The 19,629-nt window shown below is 45.7% G+C and carries 15 protein-coding genes and 3 pseudogenes; 7 read left to right on the top strand and 11 right to left on the bottom strand.

Annotated features, from left to right (window positions below):
* The 5 genes and pseudogenes from mreC (at nucleotide 1) to N39L_RS33020 (ending at nucleotide 5,898) form a co-directional block, all read left to right on the top strand.
* Nucleotides 1–795: a rod shape-determining protein MreC gene (gene mreC / locus N39L_RS33050; RefSeq protein ID WP_006619861.1), complete on the top strand. Its 795-nt coding sequence runs from the start codon at nucleotides 1–3 to the stop codon at nucleotides 793–795.
* Between the two features lie 69 nt (nucleotides 796–864).
* Entirely contained in the window at nucleotides 865–1,428 is a 564-nt protein-coding gene (gene mreD, locus N39L_RS33045; RefSeq protein ID WP_006619862.1) for a rod shape-determining protein MreD, read from the top strand.
* Between the two features lie 915 nt (nucleotides 1,429–2,343).
* Nucleotides 2,344–4,112, top strand: a pseudogene (gene ltrA, locus N39L_RS33030) (group II intron reverse transcriptase/maturase).
* 147 nt (nucleotides 4,113–4,259) lie between these two features.
* A pseudogene (locus tag N39L_RS33025) lies at nucleotides 4,260–4,815 on the top strand (IS607 family transposase); the annotation flags it as partial.
* A 19-nt stretch (nucleotides 4,816–4,834) separates the two neighbouring features.
* A pseudogene (locus tag N39L_RS33020) lies at nucleotides 4,835–5,898 on the top strand (RNA-guided endonuclease InsQ/TnpB family protein).
* A gap of 90 nt (nucleotides 5,899–5,988) precedes the next feature.
* Here the strand turns inward: N39L_RS33020 and N39L_RS33015 are convergent.
* Nucleotides 5,989–7,080, bottom strand: a complete 1,092-nt coding sequence (locus N39L_RS33015; RefSeq protein WP_006618132.1) for a Get3/ArsA fold putative tail anchor-mediating ATPase NosAFP — start codon at nucleotides 7,078–7,080, stop codon at nucleotides 5,989–5,991.
* Nucleotides 7,081–7,254: 174 nt separating this feature from the next.
* Complete coding sequence (petP, locus tag N39L_RS33010; RefSeq protein WP_006618131.1) at nucleotides 7,255–7,452, bottom strand: cytochrome b6f subunit PetP; 198 nt, start codon at nucleotides 7,450–7,452, stop codon at nucleotides 7,255–7,257.
* Nucleotides 7,453–7,581: 129 nt separating this feature from the next.
* Between petP and N39L_RS33005 the strand changes: the two genes are divergently transcribed.
* Nucleotides 7,582–8,106: a phycobiliprotein lyase gene (locus N39L_RS33005; RefSeq protein ID WP_006618130.1), complete on the top strand. Its 525-nt coding sequence runs from the start codon at nucleotides 7,582–7,584 to the stop codon at nucleotides 8,104–8,106.
* A 153-nt stretch (nucleotides 8,107–8,259) separates the two neighbouring features.
* Here the strand turns inward: N39L_RS33005 and N39L_RS33000 are convergent, their stop codons facing one another.
* The 6 genes from N39L_RS33000 to lpxD form a co-directional block, all read right to left on the bottom strand.
* Nucleotides 8,260–8,736: a hypothetical protein gene (locus N39L_RS33000; RefSeq protein ID WP_231852058.1), complete on the bottom strand. Its 477-nt coding sequence runs from the start codon at nucleotides 8,734–8,736 to the stop codon at nucleotides 8,260–8,262.
* A 4-nt stretch (nucleotides 8,737–8,740) separates the two neighbouring features.
* Nucleotides 8,741–11,026: a DUF3769 domain-containing protein gene (locus tag N39L_RS32995; RefSeq protein WP_014277550.1), complete on the bottom strand. Its 2,286-nt coding sequence runs from the start codon at nucleotides 11,024–11,026 to the stop codon at nucleotides 8,741–8,743.
* Between the two features lie 238 nt (nucleotides 11,027–11,264).
* Nucleotides 11,265–11,936, bottom strand: a complete 672-nt coding sequence (locus N39L_RS32990) for a DUF3318 domain-containing protein (protein ID WP_014277549.1) — start codon at nucleotides 11,934–11,936, stop codon at nucleotides 11,265–11,267.
* A gap of 64 nt (nucleotides 11,937–12,000) precedes the next feature.
* On the bottom strand, nucleotides 12,001–12,819 hold the full coding sequence (locus N39L_RS32985; RefSeq protein WP_035737304.1) for a radical SAM protein: 819 nt from the start codon (nucleotides 12,817–12,819) through the stop codon (nucleotides 12,001–12,003).
* Nucleotides 12,820–12,891: 72 nt separating this feature from the next.
* A complete protein-coding gene (locus N39L_RS32980) occupies nucleotides 12,892–13,296 on the bottom strand; it encodes an AbrB family transcriptional regulator (RefSeq protein WP_006618125.1) in 405 nt (134 codons plus the stop codon).
* Nucleotides 13,297–13,871: 575 nt separating this feature from the next.
* Complete coding sequence (gene lpxD, locus N39L_RS32975; RefSeq protein WP_006618124.1) at nucleotides 13,872–14,921, bottom strand: UDP-3-O-(3-hydroxymyristoyl)glucosamine N-acyltransferase; 1,050 nt, start codon at nucleotides 14,919–14,921, stop codon at nucleotides 13,872–13,874.
* Nucleotides 14,922–15,190: 269 nt separating this feature from the next.
* Between lpxD and N39L_RS32970 the strand changes: the two genes are divergently transcribed.
* The gene (locus N39L_RS32970; RefSeq protein ID WP_006618123.1) at nucleotides 15,191–15,490 is read left to right on the top strand and encodes a hypothetical protein; all 300 of its coding nucleotides are present in this window, start codon (nucleotides 15,191–15,193) and stop codon (nucleotides 15,488–15,490) included.
* Between the two features lie 12 nt (nucleotides 15,491–15,502).
* On the opposite strand, the gene N39L_RS32965 is transcribed toward N39L_RS32970, so the two are convergent.
* The 3 genes from N39L_RS32965 to N39L_RS32955 form a co-directional block, all read right to left on the bottom strand.
* Nucleotides 15,503–16,282 (bottom strand): TrmH family RNA methyltransferase, encoded by a 780-nt coding sequence (locus N39L_RS32965; RefSeq protein ID WP_006618122.1) that lies wholly within the window; start codon nucleotides 16,280–16,282, stop codon nucleotides 15,503–15,505.
* Between the two features lie 400 nt (nucleotides 16,283–16,682).
* A complete protein-coding gene (locus N39L_RS32960; RefSeq protein ID WP_006618121.1) occupies nucleotides 16,683–18,728 on the bottom strand; it encodes a VgrG-related protein in 2,046 nt (681 codons plus the stop codon).
* 18 nt (nucleotides 18,729–18,746) lie between these two features.
* Nucleotides 18,747–19,589, bottom strand: a complete 843-nt coding sequence (locus tag N39L_RS32955) for a CIS tube protein (protein WP_006618120.1) — start codon at nucleotides 19,587–19,589, stop codon at nucleotides 18,747–18,749.
* Nucleotides 19,590–19,629 lie beyond the last annotated feature (40 nt).

Below are 19,629 nucleotides of genomic sequence, written 5' to 3'. Positions count from 1 at the left end.
ATGGGTACACGCACCTGGTGGAATCGATACGGTTCACAATTAGCACTGCTAAGTTTAGCAGTTTTCACAGCATTATGGGTAAGACAAACCCAAGGTGCTGCACTGTTTGAGGTTTATTATTGGATAACTCGCCCGTTTCAAATTCAATCTGAACAAAGATTGGAACAACAACAACAAGCTGAGTCCCTGAATCCTATTATCCAAGGACTTGAAGCTAGAGTTGAAGAATTGGAACAGCAAAACAAAAGGTTAGGAGAACTGGTAGACTATGTTTCCACTAGACCTAATTTTAAAGGTGTGGTGGCTCCGGTGATTGCCCGTAGTCCTGACCATTGGTGGCAACAGATAACTTTGGGGCGGGGAAGTCAAGCGGGTGTTAAAGAAAACGCCTTAGTGATAGGACCAGGTGGTTTAGTGGGACGCATTATTAGTGTCACCCCCAACACCAGTAAAGTTCTGCTGGTGACTGACCCTACCAGTCGCATTGGTGTGGCTGTCGCGCGTAGTCGTCAGATGGGTTATTTGCAGGGTCTCAATAACAATCAGGGAGTTATGGTATTTTTTAATACTGTTCCTGATGTTCAACCGGGAGATGTGGTGACAACTTCAGTATTTAGCCAAATCTTACCTCCGGGTTGGCCAGTGGGTAAGGTGGTATCTGTCGATATTAACAAAGCCACAGGACCAGAGGCAGCGATCGCATTTTTTGCTCCCCTTGATTCCTTAGAGTGGGTGGTGGTTTACCAAAATCAGCAACAGTCTTCAGCCTTGAATAACCCATCACTCCCAGAGTAGGCGCAAGTTCAGATGATTGGTGAACTCGTCCGTACAAATGATTTGGATAATCCAATTTTTAAGATTTAAATGTATATCACAAATGGTCAATTACTAAATGCTCTGATTAATGTGGGTTCTGCGATCGCCTGTATTTTATTGATGCTCGTCAGAGTCCCTGGTATTGATATGTTTGGCATTGGTCCTAATTGGCCGGTCATCTGGTTAGTAGCTTGGAGTCTCAGGCGATCGCTTCCCCAGGCTATTATTGCTGGTTTAGTCATGGGTTTCTTGAGTGATAGCATCAGCGCCCCACAGCCTAGCCATGCGGTTCCATTAGTCATTGCTGCCGTCATCACCTTCGTACTTTCTAAGTTGTTGCTCAAGAATATTCAAGAAGATTTTATCTCCGTGGCTATGATTGTATTTGGCATGGCGATCATCGTCGAGATGATCAGAGCCTTACAATTTAGCCAATGGGGCTTAGGAACCATTACAAATGATTTGGCAGACATTTGGAGCGATCGCCAAAAAATTGCCATCAGTTCAGCCATACTCAGTAGTTTATTGGCTCCTGTGGTCTACTTTCCCCTCAGTCGTTGGTGGAAATTCCACCAAAAATATCATCAAATCCCATCTCTGAGAAACCGTTAAACCTAATCCCCAATGCAGCAAGTCCTAACCGCCCAACTCAAACCAAACCCCTCTCGATCGCAATAAAAGCTATTTGGAGACAAGTTAGTTGGGCTGATCGCCGTAGGGGTCGATTCAGCAGTCGCATTTTGGGGAGCATGATTTAATCTCAAATTAGGTTAATATTTTAGGGCAATACGGTATAAGAAGCGAGAATAGGTGCGAGACGTTTAGGAATCAAATAAGGCTGCAATGCCTGAAATAACCTCCTAGTGGGATTTTCACCCCTTGATGAAATATAAGGGACTCGTACTCTGACCATCCCATAACTGTTTATATGTCCCAACGTTTGTATAGAAATATACAAAACAAGGCAGGGAACCCAAGGTCAAAACGAACTGACTCATACAAATTCCTTATAGGAAGCCCAGAAATGGATAAGTAAAATCAGGAAATTAGGGTAACGGCGATAGCCACCCCCAGTTTTGGGAATCACAACCCCAGGATTGAAGCGGGGAACGGAAGGCTCCGAGGTGTAACCCAACACCAGAACCGAGACCACTGCCAACCATCCATGATTAGGGAAACCGAATGTCCGGCTTGAACCATCGTCATTGTTAAGTAGCGAAACAGGTTGATACGCTGCGCTCAAAAGAGTAAGGGGAAAAGTAGGGGCTTCTATTCACTACCTACACAGACCTTTAAAAGTACCCCGGTGGAAAGGACAAATCTAAAGATGGAATGCCCATATAAACGGAACGTTTTAAGTCCTCCTGGACTCTGATTATCTGGTCGAGATATCAGTAGGGATAAGTGTAACCGCAAGTCCTAGAGGATGTGAGATGTGACCAAAAGCCAACGCCCTACTGTAATGGAAGGGATATGCTAACAGGTCACGGTTTGATTGTAAAGAAATAGAGCCTAGTAGGTGTACAAATGGCGATAGCGAGTTTAAAGAAAGGGTTTGGGAAACCAAAACCAATCAAGACTACGAACAACGCATGGAAGGCAATCCCATGGACTAAGGTTCAACGGAAAGTTTTCAAGCTCCAAAAGAGTATATTTCAAGCAGCTAAATCGGGACAGGATGCAAAGGTAAGAAGGTGGCAACGTCTATTGGTGAAATCATATTATGCCCGGCTCCTAGCAGTGCGACGAGTAACCCAAGATAATCAAGGCAAGAAAACAGCCGGAATCGATGGAGTAAGAGCAATCTCTCCAAGACAAAGGTTAGAACTTGTCAAAAACATTAAGGGAAATCTCAAACCAAAACCACTGCGAAGGGTGTGGATTCCAAAACCTGGTAGGGATGAAAAAAGCTGGAATAGGCATACCCACAATCCAAGACAGAGCAAGGCAAGCCTTGGTTAAGTCGGCTCTCGAACCTGAATGGGAATCGAGATTTGAGGGCACGAGCTATGGGTTCCGACCCGGACGGTCAGCACAAGATGCAATAAGTAGAATATATATTGCCATAAATCAAGGACAATACTATGTTCTTGATGCTGATATAGCAAAATGCTCTTACCGTGAACCATGATTACCTATTGTCCAAAATTCATTGTCCAAGCAGCTTGAAGAGAGACCTGAAACAATGGCTCAAAGCTGGCGTGCTAGATAACGGTGTATTTGAGGATACAGAAGCAGGGACACCCCAAGGAGGGGTAATAAGTCCAATACTCGCCAACATCGCACTGTTGGGTATGATTAGGTTAATTGAAAAACTGTATCCCAAGAAAACAGACAATCGCCCTTATGCGAACGTTATAAGATATGCCGATGATTTTGTGGTCATATCCAAAGACCTAGGAATCATTGAACAGTGCAAGACTGCTATTTCTGAATGGCTAAAACCTGTAGGATTAGAAATAAAACCTGAAAAGACTCGAATCTGTCATACACTCAAAACTATTGAGTATGACGGTAAGACTGAGGAACCTGGGTTTGATTTTCTAGGATTCAATATCAGGCAATACCCAGCAGGAAAATATAAATCTGGGAAAACAGGTGGGAAAGTAAGCCGATTAATCGGTCACAAAACCCATATAAAACCCAGCCAAAAAGCAGTCAAAGCCCACACAGAAGCGATAAAAGGTGTAATCAAGCAACATAAAGCAACACCTCAGTCAGCCCTGATTAGTAAACTAAACCTGATTATTCGGGGATGGTCAAATTATTATTCAGCGGTAGTCTCAACAGAGACCTTCAATAAGCTAGACAAAACAGTCTGGCAAATGTTAAGGGCATGGACAGTATCAAGATGCGGAAAGGCAAGTTACGAAAAACTAAGTAATTATTTCAGACATGGAACAATTAAACTTAGCAATGGGAAAGAAAGACACGAAAATTGGCTGTTTCAAACCAAAGATGGGTTACATCTGTTTAAACACAACTGGACTCCAATTGTCAGACATACCCTAATACGCCCTGACGCAACACCTTATGACGGAAATTGGACTTACTGGGCAACCAGGAAAGGACAAGCAATCGACACGCCAATTAGGGTAGCAAAACTACTCAAAAAGCAAAAAGGTAGATGTACCTGGTGTGGACAATTCTTTACCCCATCAGATATAATTGAAGTAGACCACATTGTACCTAGAAGCCATGGCGGAAAGGATGAATACAAGAATATTCAATTATTACATCGCCATTGTCACGACAATAAAACAGCTCTTGATGAAGAGATGATGCTGTACTCTTAACAAGGAGACGGTCAAATTAGGAGCCGTATGAGGTGAAAGTCTCAAGTACGGTTCTGTATGGGAGGGGGAGATGGCGACATCTCTCTCGACCCCTACTTTGAGGATAAACCTATTGCCAGATATGTCAAACCCAAGGAAGCGGTCTAAATCCTTGGAGTCCATGAAAGAACACTCCGCAGATGGGACGAAAATGGCTCAATCGAGACCATCAGAACCCCCGCTGGGCAACGACGATACAACGTTGAGTCATATTCTGATGCCATCACGCAGTGACAAACGCAAAGTCGTTATCTATGCCAGAGTTAGTAGCCGCGCCCAGCAGTCCGACCTCAACCGACAGGTGGCCGCACTGTCCAACCTCTACCCCGAAGCAGAAGTCGTCTCCGAAATCGGAGGCGGGCTCAACTTCAAGGGAAAGAAAATGCTGGCCTGACTGGGACAAGTCTTGTCAGGAGATGTCCGCATGGTTGTCGTTGCCCACCCAGACCGATTGGCCAGATTTGGATGGGACTTGTTTCGATGGCTCTGTGAGCAAAACAGGTGCTCACTCATGGTTCTCAACGAGACAAGTCTCAGTCGAGAACCAGAAATGGTTGAGGACATTCTCGCCATCCTCCACTGCTTCAGTTCCCGATTATACGGACGGAGTCAATATAAAACTCAGGTCAAAGAAGATCCGGATTTACCCCAGCCTAGAGCTAAATCAAGTCTGGCGCAAATGGCTGGCTGCTTGTCGGTATTGCTACAACCAAGCAATTGCATTATCCCGGAGTGGTAAACGACTAAGCAAACTGAAATTACGCAACGAAGTGATGCAGAGCGACTTACCCGAATGGGTCAAAGAAACACCCTGCCACATTCGGCAAAATGCCATCTTTGATGCCTATCAGGCTTTGACCGCCAGTCCTGGCGCAAGGCCACCGAGCTGTCGGGATAGTTCTCAAGCCATCAAGTTTAACAATGCTAATTTCTCTTCAGGGAGTTGGTATCCAAGACTAACGAAAGGATTAACTTTCATGGTTTCCGAAGCTATCCCTAAAACTTGCGGGCAAGGGACTCAGTTGGTGTTTACCAAAGGTCGATGGTTGGCGATTTTCCCTGAACCAGTTGCCGTTACCCCAACTGAAGCGAATGGCGTAATTGCATTAGACCCGGGCGTCCGAACTTTTATGACCGGGTTTGATGGCTCTCGGTTTCTGGAATTGGGCTCCGGGGATATTGGACGCATTACTAGGCTATGTCAACATTTGGATGATTTGATGAGCCGAATCGCCAAGGAACCCTGTCGTTCAAGAAGGCGACGGATGAGGCAAGCGGCTCAACGAATGAGAACCAAAATCCGCAATCTAGTTGATGAAGCCCACAAACAAATTGCTCACTACTTGACTCACAACTACAGCATAATTTTTCTGCCGACCTTCGAGACTTCCAACATGGTTGCCAAAGCCAAGCGGAAAATCAAATCCAAGACTGCCCGAGCCATGCTGACATGGGCGCATTATCGATTCAAACTAACCCTGAGACATCAAGGGGAAATAACTGGAACCACAGTTGTAGATGTGACGGAAGAATACACCAGCAAAACCTGTACTCACTGTGGTCATGTCCATTCCCAGCTAGGTGGCTCAAAAGTGTTCCGATGTCCTGAGTGTGGGTTCAACCCAGGGACTGGAACGGTGCTTTTGGAATCTTTCTAAAAGCTTTGCGGGATACCGCCTCTGTTACCTTAACGGGTAATAGTGCTATCGTCGCATTGTCAGGCAATAGCCGGATAAATGTCGCGTAAATGTATCAGTTCGGATGATTTGTGGTGCGTCAGGTCAGATTTTTATGGTATTAATTATTAGAAATTTTTCTGACGCACCCTACCATGAGGTCAAAGAGAAACAATCAGATAGCCATTTTGAAATTTAGCCCCAGTTACAGGTTGACCAGTCAGGGAAGGAGGTAGCAAAATATTACGGCGTTGATCTCCAGCCTCAATAGTCAGTTCAGGACCATATTGGGTGAGTTTGATCTGTTTTTTATCAAATCCTGGTAAAAATAGGGTGACATGACGGCGCGCGACATCAATAGAGATGGAACGCGGGGCGCTGGTTGCCCCGCTAAAGTCCGGTAGGGCTTTGATTAAAGTTTCCCAGTTGGAAGCAGCTTCTGGAATGGCTGTAACCGTCAGGGGGGCGAAGCTGTCAGCCAAATAGCTGGTTTGTTGGCTCCGGTTGAGGAGAATACCACCCACAGTTAAGCCTACCTGTTGAGCGCTTCCCCATAGGTAACTAGCCGTAGCCTGCGCCACTTCATCTTCCGTAGTCACCAGATAAGCACTAACTCGGTTAGGGTCTGATACTGCGGATTTTCCCTGTTCCAGAACATTGCTCATTTCTTTAGTAGGTCCGGCGAAGGTATCCCCAGAGATATCAACACTTAACACCGTACTAGCAATGGGTTGCACAAATGGAGATAGTGCTTTTCCTAAGTCCGAGTCCAGAAATACCTGCCGAAATCTTCGGATGTACCAACTGAGAATTTCTGGCATTCCCAGCATCCTTAATGTTTCCTGGCTATTATTGCCATCATAGACGATCGCATCATAATCGCCACTATTGTCATATTCTCTCAGAGCATTGAGGGCTAGGGCGCTATCCATTCCTGGTAATACCCCCAATTCCTGACCGTAGACATTCTTAAAAAAAGGAGTGCGTAGGTATTGCGCCTCTATGGTCTTGACTTGTTCCCAACTGCTTTCTAGTAAAGCAGCGCACTGGAATTGTACTGCTTTGAGGTTGGTTTCTACAGGGGTGGGTAACGTAGTCAACTTCGTTCCCAGTAGCAGTCCTGGTGCTGGCCCGCTGTCCGAGGTAGCCAGTAAAACCCTTTTACCTTCGGCGGCGAGTCCCTTCGCCGCAGCGATCGCAATTGTACTTCTACCTGTACCACCCTTACCCAAAAATGTCAGAATCACAGCCATCAATGATTTCCTATATGGTTGGCGATCGCGCAGTCTAGGTTCACCTCACCCCCCCATGAGAGGCGATATATGCTACCTAAGCCTGACGCGATCGTTCAATAGATCAGTTATTTATCCTATCCCAGGAACCGCACCTGAGCTGCTGATCGCCGATAATCCATTGTCAAGCGCCCATTATTCTAGCTCATCTTCAAAAAACCAAGTCGATAGGCTATTGTCAAATTGGACGACAAAACCAATGCCACTGCCATCGACCATTTTAAAGCCTTTGACAGTTCCAAATGGATTTTGCTTGAGTTGATTAACGATATTTCCCGGTATGCGATCTCTGATGCGCCGGACCTTTACTCGTTGACCGATTTCGATTGCCACTTCCAGTGTTCTCCTTGGCTATTGAACCAATCCACAGTTTATCAGTTATCCGGTCTCCCTTTTTAGTAGTTGTGTTGAATAACCAAAGTGTTTAAGCTATTTGTTGGTTAATTACAATGCACGAAAATCATGGATATTGTCGAATTTTTTGAGTTGAGTGCGGGAAAGTGGTTTTCTCAGCGGACTGTACACAATTTGACTTCCGGTAACCTCGAGGCTGGTAAATCTAATTTGGTCATGGAAGCCCTTGCCCCTGATCATGCTATAGTTACAGACATCTGCTCCAGCCACGGGGTTGATGCCGGATTGGTAGCTAAGGGTTTACAGTTAACTTGGGAAGGCACTATAGAATCAAATCCTGATCAGCAACGAGGTTCAGCCGTTTTAGTTACAATATGCGATCGCTCAACTCCCCTACAAGGAAAACTTTTGCAGCAGCAACAAGCCCATGGCCAGAATCAATCCTTAATCGGTCGTTATCTCATGGGTAAGGATGATGTTTTGACCTTGTCGATCGAGTCTGATCAGTTTAAAGCCGAGGAGAGGATCTGGTATTTGATTCCTAATCTACGCCTGCGAACCAGTATTGTTAATTATAATAATGGATTGGCTTTGGCTTCTTTTTGCTCAGAAATTCGCATGGGTTTAACGTAAAAAATCACCCCCAATAACCGGTTTAATATTCCCGGGGTAATCAGCCCCTACATCATAATTGACAATTGACAATTGATAATTGATAGTTACCCCAGCTAAATTGCTCCCCCTCGTAGAGACAAGCCACCCCTTGTCTCTGCTTTTACATATAGTCTATTGACTATTTTCCACAATGGCTTGCAATTTGGCACAAAAGTCTGAGTAGTGAAGCGGCAAAGTCGGGGTTTTCTCGCTAATTGGCAGAGATTCAATAACTGCTTCTTCATGGTCTAGGATTTCATGGTCTAGGATTTCATTCTCAGGCTTTTGTTGATTGGTTTCTGGTGTGTTATTGTGGACAATTTTATAATCTTCAAAAGCATGAGGTAACTTATTACAAATTAACCGCTCAAACTCCGAGTTAAAGTGATAAATGGGCTGATTGCGACGTTTCCACATTTCTAGTATTTGCTGAACAGAAATAGATTTATAACGCCCCAAATAGAGGGCTTCAATCACAGCAAGATGCAGCCAATTCACATCATATATTTCCGACCACTTGCTAATAATTTGATTTGCGGAATTTCCATCTAGGTCAAAACTGTAATGATTAAGCAGGACTTGGGCTTGTTCTGCGGGTGATAGGCTCATAGGGCTAATCATCAAAAGGGGGTGAGTCCCCAGTCCAGTTAAAATCACTAATCCTAAGACTGAAACTTCCCAGTCTTTGGACAGGATTAATTCTGAGGATGACACCATAGGTGCGCCGACTGTATTCTAAAGTAAATTCATTATTTAACGCTAAACCGCTATCTAAATTAATGGCTGATTCTACACCACCCCTTAACCCCCCATAAATTTGCTGAACTAATCCCAAAGTCAGGATTCTTTGGTCTACCATGCGATCGAATAAAAACGGAGATGCACCATCGATCGCCACTTGAGTATAGAATAAACTGAAACCCGTATAGTCCAGATAACTGCGGGAAAAATGCCCTAGCTGTCCTTGGATGCCCACACTACTACTAAGATAGAATTGGGATTCATCCTCAGAATACAAACTAGCCGAACCTCTAGCAATTCCCACCAGACGCACAAACGGGATAACAGGTCTGGGAGTGTATCTCAGTCCCTCCGAAGCCGTAGCAGGGAGAGCGGAACCATTCCACAGGGGAATTGGATAGATCAGAGTCCCAACAGTTTGAAAGCGTTGGCGACTGATGCGATCGTTTTCGCGTTCCGCCTCCAGAAGGTCAAAGCGATCGGTATTCGCTTCTATGGCTTGGTAGCCTGTTTGAAAATTAACATATCCTCCTGATGGTCCGATCAAGATATTAGGTACCGTCAGAACCGCCCCAAAACTACGGTGGACAGTTTGTGACCCCAGAGTTCCGTTAAATATCCGTTCCCGATAGCTATATTCCCCCGTGAGCGTGTAATCTTCTAATGATTGGCGAACCCTTAATCTCGCCCTATAAGCGTTTTCCCCTAGGTTGGGGAAGTCTTCAAAGTTACTAATTTTTAACTGTCCCTCTATAGAAGTAGTCGGGGTAATGCGACCAGATAAACGGGTGTTTAAGCCATAAAATCGAGGGTCAAGTGGCGATAAACTTTCCGAAATAGCCCGCTGTACTAACACCTGGGGAGCCACTTTTAATTCTAACGGTCCTAATTCAATCGGCGTTAGGTTCCACTGGACAAAATAACCATCGAGGTCTCTCAGGTCATAGCCAAATTCTAGGGGACTCGGTTCCCTTTGGCGACGGTCAATAATAGTGCGATCGCGAAATAGCGGTATCGAGAAGCGTTGGTCGAACACTAAACGCGATCGACTCGTCAGCAATTCATCTTGTAGGGGAGAGATCCGCCTTAATTGAGCATTATCCGCCCTCAGTTCCAATTCGGGAGGCGAAAAAGGGTCATTAGTAATGCGGATATTAGTAGCCTCCCATTCTCCGTTAGGTTGAATATCGATCCGTTCAGCTTCAAACCTTAAACGATTTACAGTCCCCCCAACTTGTGGGAAACCAGCACCAGTTACCTGGATTTGAGTCTCTCCGGTAGTGGTAACTTCCGTCACCGGTTGCGCTTCCGTCAGGGTATCTGACAGAGACCCCGAAAAAATCGGCGCAGGGGTGAGGTTGGTTGGTTGTTCTATGTCAAAGTCAGAAGCAGTCGATTGGGTCACAACCACCCCTCTCGCTTCGTAGATAACTCCCGTACTACGCACAAAGTTATATTCCATCTGGCTCCCCTGAACCAGTTGTTCCCCCCTTTGTAGGGCGACATTTCCCCTGGCGGCGGTTTGACGGGTGTTCAGGTTGACTTGGGCTTGCTCCGCTTCGATTAGGGTTTCTCTAAATCTGATTCTGACATTCCCTCTAGCCGTGATGATTTGTCGCTGTTGGTCAAATTCCTGTTCGGCGGCTGTGACTTCCACTAAGTCTGTCGGCGGAATTACTGGTATAGGAATGTTATCTGACCCGGTAGGTTCTGTTTGGGCTAGGTATAGGGGACGATGGCGATCGAAAGGTGTAAATTTTTGGCTGCTATTAATCCCGTAACTCGATGAGGAGGCGATCGCATTTTGGGAAAATTCTTCACCAAGAAACCCCCTTTCTATGGGAGTTGTGGGTGAATACTCAAAAATATCCCTAGAAACCTCGTTTCTGGGAATTAGATACAATTGCGTTTTCCCGTAAATATCTGACCAGTTACGGGTCATCGGCTCACCCAGAAGCGCTGCTGATGATTCCCGGTGAATTTCCGAGCTTCGGCTTGATGGTAGAACGTAGGAGATTGTTTGATTATGCTGTATATATCCGTTTGAACCAGACTCCGATTGATTCCAACTCTGATATGACGGGGGTTGATTCGGGCTTGGGTTAACAAGGGTTTCGATAATCGCTGGTGGTTCAGGAGGTGGGACCGGATAGGGCATAGTTTACTGAAAAACTCGGTTCTAACATATTCGCATCATATCAAGTCCGCTTCACGCAGTATATCTACTTATCCCAGCCGGATCTCTTGCGTCACCCCAAACGGCGGGCCCGTCAATCTTCTCGCCCCCAGATAGTCGCCGCCGTGGAACCCACAGAGCCAAGACAGAGGGCGGGCCCGTCAATCTTCTCGCCCCCAGATAGGCTGAACATTGGAACCCACCCCTACATGATTATCCATTATCCGTAAATGCTCTCGGAACTGGAGGATGAGGAATCTGGACTACTACCTTTCACCCTGGCTTTAGCTTTAGCCGCACTGCGCTTGAGAGCCTGTAAACGTGCTTCGTAACGGGCTCTTTGTCGCTTTTTGGGTGTTTGTTCAATTAACGTCTTTAAGGCACTACCAAGGCTCTTGTAGGCGTTGGGGAGTGTATAACCAAAACGAGATGCGATCGCGATCGCCTTTTCATCAGCTTCGATCGCTTCCACCAGGGTTCGCTCCCCATTATTTTTCTGATACAACCGATAGCCAGAAACTCCACACAGAGCCAGAGCCAGTAATAACAGCAGTCCATCCTGTACCCACAGTTCTCCTACCGCACCCCCTAAACCAATAGCTAGGGCTGCCATTTCCCAGCCATCTCTGGGGATAGTATCATTTTGAATGCGGGCGACTTCGTGCCAAAACAACAGGTTGCGCTGGTCTAGGGCTAGTTGTTCCCAGCGAACTAAATCAATTTGAATCTCTACTTGATCTTTGCCAATTTCTTCTGAGCGAATCAATAGTGGGTTAACCTCAATGGTTTTCTCCACAGTTACCCAACTCTGCAATTCAGGGGGTAGCAAACTTTTCAGTCGCCGGAGTTCGCTCATTTCAGATCTGGCGGTCGAGGTTGCGTATGATGTCATAGTTCCGGCTGTATGCAGTTTATATCTATTCTGACACACCCGCCAATTAGCGACAATTATCCAGTTAAACTGTGGCAGGAATTGGCGCGGTTCTTACCATAATACCCGTTTTTTGCTGAATTTCTTGGGCGAACTCGTGCAGAATTTCGGGATCTACGCAGCGCAGCGATCGCACTTGATAAGGACGATTGGCCCTTGATGTATGGTTTTCACGACCATCGAATTGTCGTTGTACTGGTTTGGGACGCTTAGGGGTGTTTAATTGGATTTCCCTAGGTGCAACAGCAGCCATTAAACTAATATACTCTCTCCTGGTGGACTCGTCCCAAGGACAAAGCAGCATCGTTTGAATCCCTATTTCCCCCTGATAGTCCTGGCGAAACTCCAAAAGTCCTGCCATGATCTCGTTGAAGTCTATACCGGGGACAGGTCGGTTCACCCGTCTTAGTTGGTCTGATGATACCCCATCTAGTTTGATGGATACCTTATCTGCGATCGCCAAATCCGATCGCACCTGGGGGTCATTTAACGTAGTACCATTAGTCAGAACTAGAGTAGGGCGATCGCTCAACCTCTTAATTCCCGTTAAAATTTCTCCCAAATTCGCCGCCAATGTCGGTTCACCACTACCACTGAGGGTAATCACATCTACCGACCTGGGGGCAAAATTTTCTAGGCTGGTCAAAATCTCCGCTGTAGGTACATAAACTTGGCGATCGCTCGTTTTCTGTTCAATTTCCCCAAGCTGACAGTAAACGCAGTTAAATGAACAGGTCGAAACCACCCCAATTGGGTCAATTCCTAGCGATCGTCCATAACGCCAGGAAGACACCGGACCATAAACCGGGGTGAATGGGTTTAATGCAATTGTCGAATCGCTCATCATCATATATTTATCCCCAAACGGGTATCAATAAGAGTCCCACTAACTATCAGGTGGGATCTCTCATTATTACTATTCTTCCTCTAATTCAGCAAAATTAACCACTTTACCGTTTTCTTCCACCTGAATCAGATGAATGTGTTTATATCCTAGTTTAATATCAAACTGATCACCCGATTGCAATCCCATTTCCTTAGTATAAGTCGAGCCGATCACAATTTGACCATTTTTGTGAACACTGACCGTATAGGTAGCATCCCGACCCCTACCGTCCTTGGGAGTCTCCGAATTAAAGGGAATCCCCCTCGCTTTCAGTAAAGCATCGTAAAAATCAGTCAGATTCACCCTGACTTGACCATCTTTTATCGTGTAATAACCGCACAGTCTGGCGGTTTCTCGCCGGGTAGTATCAGAAAGTTCTTTGACTTTTTGAAGCAAATCCTTTCCTACTAACGGAGTTGTTGCTGCTTGTGACATTGCGAAAATACCTTTTCTAACTGGGAAGTATTAATAAACTTACTCTGTAGCATTCCTTAATTATCTATGAACCAGTAAACCTTCTCAAGTTGAGTCAACCATTTCCTTAGTCAGGTAATGGTAACATGATCGGGATTTTTTAGTGATTCAGAGTTAAGTAAGGATCGCTGATGCAGTTTTTGACCGCATCAAAAACCATAATATCCTTAAAACAATCATTTTGACAAATACAGTTTGAGTATCGGTATCTAGTATCCTCTTTCGATATATACAATCCAATATAAATCATTTTTGATATGTAAATCATCAAATTTGGGCTATTTAAGATAAATTCCAGCTATAGCCACAGTTAGACAATTTTCTGTAATTATGGTCTAATCCAAGTTCTAAAAAAGCCTGTTACACTTATCCAAGTTCTAAAAAAGCCTGTTACACTTATCCAAGTTCTAAAAAAGCCTGTTACAAATTAGCATATCCGCGCCAGGGAGATGAGGGAGGGGAAACAGTATAGCAGCCCGATCAAACTATACTGAACTTCCTACCCGGAGAGTAAATAGGTGATAATACTCTCTATGTTATTGATGCAAGCCGAGGTGACGCTGAATGTGTTTCAGGGTTTGATAAATTTCGGGGAGTCGTTTACGAATGGCGGAATTTTTCAGATAAAGTTTATTGTCAATGGCTGGGGAGTCTGAAACCACAGCGCCTGGTTTAACATCACTGTGAATACCAGCTTGGGCGGTGGCGATCGCACCTTTACCAATTTTAGCTTGATTAGCAATTCCCACCTGACCAGCGAGAATCACCCGATCGCCAACAGTGACACCACCTGCTAACCCCACCTGGGCGGCGAAAGCACAGCCACAACCAATTTTACAGCCATGACCAATATGGACTAAATTATCTAATTTGGTCTGGCTACCGATGCGAGTTTCTCCCACCGCTGGACGATCTATGGTGCTGTTACACCCGACACTCACCCCATCTTCAAGTACCGTAATTCCTGATTGTTGCATCTGTAACCAACCTTCTGGGGTAGGGACAAAGCCAAAGCCTTCAGCGCCAATGACTGCGCCACTATGAATAGTGCAATCTGCCCCAATCTCAGTACGTTCGTGGATAGTACAGTTAGCATGAAGTATTGTGCGATCGCCAATTTTCACTTGAGGATAAATCACCACATTGGGATGAATACAGACATCATCGCCAATTTTTGCCCCAGACCGAATCACTACATGGGGGCCAATATGCACCCGGGAACCCAGTTTAACATCAGGTGCAATGGTTGCTGTGGGGTGAATTTCCGGCCGAGGATGATAGGGTTGATAAAATAAGGCGATCGCCCTCGCAAATAGCAACCGTGGGGATTCTGTGGACATCCAAGCTAGTCCTTGTGCGATCGCTTGGGCTTGTAAAGCCTCATCAACAGGCAAAATTACCGCATCAGCTTGGGTAGTAGCCAAATAAGCAGCAAACTTTTGTCCTTCGATATAACTGAGAGTACCAGCCTGAGCCTCATCAATGGCTGCTACACCATGAATAACCGGATCTATGCGATCGCGATCTTCGAGACTGTGGCTAACTACTCCATCTTTTAATTGCTGTAGGACATCACTAAATTTCATAGCTCATCAAAGTTATAGTCACCTTTAGAGAATAGCCAATCTGTGTGCGTCACAGGACATTCCGGGGCTGGTTTTCCCGAAAGCTAACCGACTTCAACCGACCTGACAGGGGAAACCGATAGCTTTTGGGTTGTTGTTGATGTGATGGCGATAACCTAGCGCTATTAGTCAGTTTTGCGGTATAGTGTGGGGATGCTGTGGGATTGCAGCTTTTTGAATGGCAGGGGTAGGCTGCGAAAACCTATCTCTACCCCTAATAGGAGTTGATCATGACGGATAAACACCAGCGCGATATGCGTCGTCATGCTGCCGAAGAGTTCGTTAAATCCTTTCAACAGGAGTTACTTGAGGCATTCCAACAAGAAAATGAGTCATCGGAGGAAGCCCCCTCTCTGGATCATTCCCCCGTGGAACCCCGGAGAGATAATTACCCTTCGAGTCCTATTAGTCTGTCAGAACTTGAGGAGGCTATTTCGGATATTGAGCAGTTTTTGGAAAGCCAACGGGAACACCCCTCTAGTCCAGATACTCTCAGGGAAACACAATCAGATCCTTCTGAGGATGATTAACCGCCACGGCGGTTAACTGTCCAGTCGTTGACGCTGCGCTTCATATAATATCAACGCTGCACAAATAGCCACATTCAGAGATTCAACATTCCCCAACAGAGGGACTCTAATATGATAGTCCGCTAGGCTGGTTAAATCTGGGGATAAGCCAGAACCCTCATTTCCTAAGACGATCGCTGTCGGTGGGCGCAAGTCAATTTCCCAGTAACTTAGGGAAGCGTCCGCGCGGGTAGCCACAATTTGTATACCCTGTTTCTGAATATCACTTAGTTGGGTGATTAGGTCTGAATGCACCGCTATGGGAACCTCAAACCAAGCACCAGCAGAAGCACGGAGGACTTTGGGATGGGTTGGATCAACGCTATCACTACTTAACCATAATCCCTCAACTCCCGCCGCTGTGGCTGTACGGATCATTGTTCCTAGGTTGCCAGGATCTTGCACCGTTTCTAGGACTAGCCCTAAACTGGTGATGGGAACTGGGGTTTGGTCTCGGCGGCGGGCGATCGCTACTACTCCATCAGGGTTAACTGTGGTCGTCATAGCCGCTATCAGGCGATCGCTTACCTGTTCAGTGCGATCGGCCCTTTTTACCGCCAATTCCCACAGGTCTCGGTGACGTTCCTCCCATTGGGGAGTACAGCAAACCGCCATGATATCCCAATTCACAGCACAAGCTGCTTCTACTAGGTGGGTTCCTTCTAAGATAAATAGTCCCTCCTCTCGTCTTCCTTTCGCTGTATGTAACTGCCGAATCTGCTTAACTAAGGGGTTTTGTGGGCTGGTTAGCATTTAATTTTATGTGGGGGCGCAAATTTGATTTTGCCATCCTAACCTCACTCAGTCAACTAACCTATTTACCTAATGATCAGGCTTTGTTAATTTTTGTTGCAAAAAATTAATAAATGTTAAAATTTTTCCGTTTTGGGGGATGTGGGTAGCTTTTTTTATTGACTTGGGTTATATTAATAATATAATCGGAATATGTGCCCAAAAAATATTGTTTATCCCAAACAATCATAATTTTTATGTCAAGATAATAGCAGGAAATCGCCGCCTCTGTCAACCCCTGTCGAGGAATATGGGCTGCTGTTTTGAAAAAAGATGATAATCGGGGCTTGGTTATCGGGGCTTGGTTATCGGGGTTTGGTTAAGGTGTTCCCTGGTGAATATGCGATCGCTAATTGCTATATCAAAACCTCATATTCCTAGCCTGTGCTTGCGCCTCCTGTACTTGTCGTTTCTGTTCCTCTGTAGCTAGGTTTTGCTGTTCGTCTAGCTGGTTTTGTTGGTTGAGGAAGTTCTCGAAGTTCTGCTGCTGTTGCTGAAGTTGGTTATTGAGAGCGGCGGTGGTTTGGTTTTGGCGGCGGTCGATCGCCTCTTGGGTTCTAACATAATCCTGAAATTGCTGTTGTTGCTGTTGTTGCTGCGCCGCCAAATTAGCGATCGCATCCGCCACATTCATCCCCCCCGTCCCGCCGACCATTAAAGCCGCAGCCGTTACAGCTCCCGTCACGTTGACATTAGCAGTTTGAATGTCAATTTTGCGGGTACGATCATCAATGCGGATGCGCTGATGGCCAGATGTCACTATCTCTATAGTGCGATCGCTATCATTAAGCCTAATTTGATGACCGCCACTGGTTTGAATATAAACCCCATCCTGGCTAGTGCGACTGAGATCCTCCTCCACAAACTGGATTTTATGGCCGCTGCGGGTAGTGAAACTTCGCAGGCGCACTTTCCCCCGATTAGAAATAGTCTCCTCAACAGGCTCTGGGGGACTATCCTGGCCATTCCATACCCCACCAATAACATAGGGACGGTGGATATCTCCATGTTCAAAAGCCACTAGCACCTCATCATTAATTTCTGGGAGACAGTAAAAGCCTCGGTTAGGTCCAGCCCCAATACCCACAACCCTAGCCCAGGCGCTGGCGTGGGCGCTCCCGTCCCCTTCAGGGGTCAGCGTCGGAAATTTCACTCGCACACGCCCAAGACCCTCTGGGTCATAGTTATGAGTAACAATACCCACTAGATGGGTTTGCCCCGGTTTCAAACCTATTTTGGGAGAAAGAGTTGTCAAAATTGAACCGCCCCGTAACCCCCTAACACTAAATTCTGTGCTGTATCTCCCTTCTTGATACAGGTGGCGCGTTTCGGTAATGTAATATTTACCGCTATAACGCCCCATCCCCGTTAATTCCACCACTTTCCCTACCCGAATATTCGGGTTTCCCGGAGCATGGGAGTCCGCTTGCACAAATTCTCCCTCGAGTTCATTATAGAGAGCCTGAGCCATCAAGTCCGCCGCTTTGGGGCTGGAAACAGGCCGATCTACAACAATCATTTTCGGCGGCGGGAAGTTGCTCCCAAAAAGTCCCGTGGTTAAGCGATCGCCACCTGATGACCTCCCTTGAAACTGACTCGAGTGCCCCTCCTGGGAATTACCCTCGATTTGAGTGATTTTTTCCGAGCGATCGGCTACCGACACAATAGGCTGTTTTCTAGTATAATCCCAGCTTCGCACTTCCACTGAGTCAACCTGTTCCGCACTGGTGACTTGGACTCGAAAACTTTCAAAGTCTTTTAGCCATTTCAATCTCAAAATATCCCCTCCCTGGGGGCGACGGAAAAATAGTTTCCCATCTTGAACGAATAATTCAAATCCAATTCTAGCTGCTCTGTCCCGCAGGAATTCCATATTGGTCTGGTTTTCCTGAAAGACATAGGCTTGTCTTTCTCCGCTCGGGTCGATTCTCCCTCGCTCAATTCCTACTTCTCTCGCGATTTTCGCAACTATATCGCTATCGGTATAATCCTGGAAAGAACGGTTATAGCGCCCTCGGTGCAGACGGTGGGAAATGTCATAACCCCGAACTATAATCGGTGCTTGGGTGTCGCTGGTAAAGTGTGTTTCAATCGCCGTAATTTCTCCTTCGATAATGTAGTCTTTTTGGTCTTGGTTGAATTCTGGAGATTCCGTTGTGCTACCTTGAAAACCAATCTTGACTTTTTTGCCAATTTGTAGTAGGGGATCGTGTTGCCATGTTTGGCTTTCGTCGTCTACCGGAACGTAGGGATTATTTATAGCCAGTGTGAACATCCCCGGTAGGTGCAAACTCTCTTCTACCGAAATTTGCAGCAAATCATTCATTAAAGCCGACAGGGATAATTGGTCAGCTCCTTCAATTTGCAACAGAGGACTGGAAACATACAGACTGCGATCGCTTGCCATGACTACAATGATATGTTATTATTTACTGATAATTTTACGACGCTCACTAAAACTGCGATCGGCAACCCCCAGATCCACTTCTTTCAGCTTAATCGTCACTCGGGCGCGTACTGGTGTACCATCTGGTTTAAACATCGTCAATTTATAATCTAAACTTTCCACCATACAACGCATATAATTTTTATCCCCCCAAATTAAGTAATAAACCGGGGGTCGTCGCAGCTCTAGGGCTTGTGTTGCAATATCTCCCCCACCATATTCCGCCAATTCCATGGCATTCGCATTCACCCCTAACAAGTTACTAGACAGGCTAGATACAGCCGATTGAATTACAGTATTAGTAACACTAGCTTTGACCAATCTTTCACTGTAACCTTGTTCTTTCGCAAATGGATCTTTAAAGGAACTAAAGTCTACAGCATCCAGAATAGGCTTGATTTGATTCAATACATTTTCACCAGTTTCATAGGTATCGAACACCAGATCAGTTAACGTCAATTGGTAGGGTTCTACAAAACCAAAGTTCACCTTCGGTAAACCTCTACTTGTCCGCGCTCCCTTGATATCTTCAATCGAAACAGACCTACTTAACTGCAAGTCTGTAGGGTTAAATTGAAACCGGATAATATTAGCGCCTTCTCCACTTCTCGGAATCAGAGCAGCTTTGACCAGTTTCCCACTTTTGAACTCAGACCTTTGATAAAGAGAACTGGCTGCATCCTCTTTTTTTCGCTCTAAGGATAAATACTGCTGATCTCGAGTTTTGTCATATATAGCTGCTCCTTTAAGCAAAGCAATATCGGCTGTACTTGTCGCGACATCCTTAGCCAAATTACTGAGCCATGAATTCCCTTGTGTCATAATTCACCCCTTTTCTAATTCCACGATAATCAAGATGATT

Origin of the sequence: Limnospira platensis NIES-39, from assembly GCF_026000695.1 — a bacterium.
GTDB classification, from domain to species: Bacteria; Cyanobacteriota; Cyanobacteriia; order Cyanobacteriales; family Microcoleaceae; genus Limnospira; species Limnospira platensis.
Note: the sequence above shows the minus strand (reverse complement) of the source record. Positions and strands in the feature narration are given on the sequence as shown.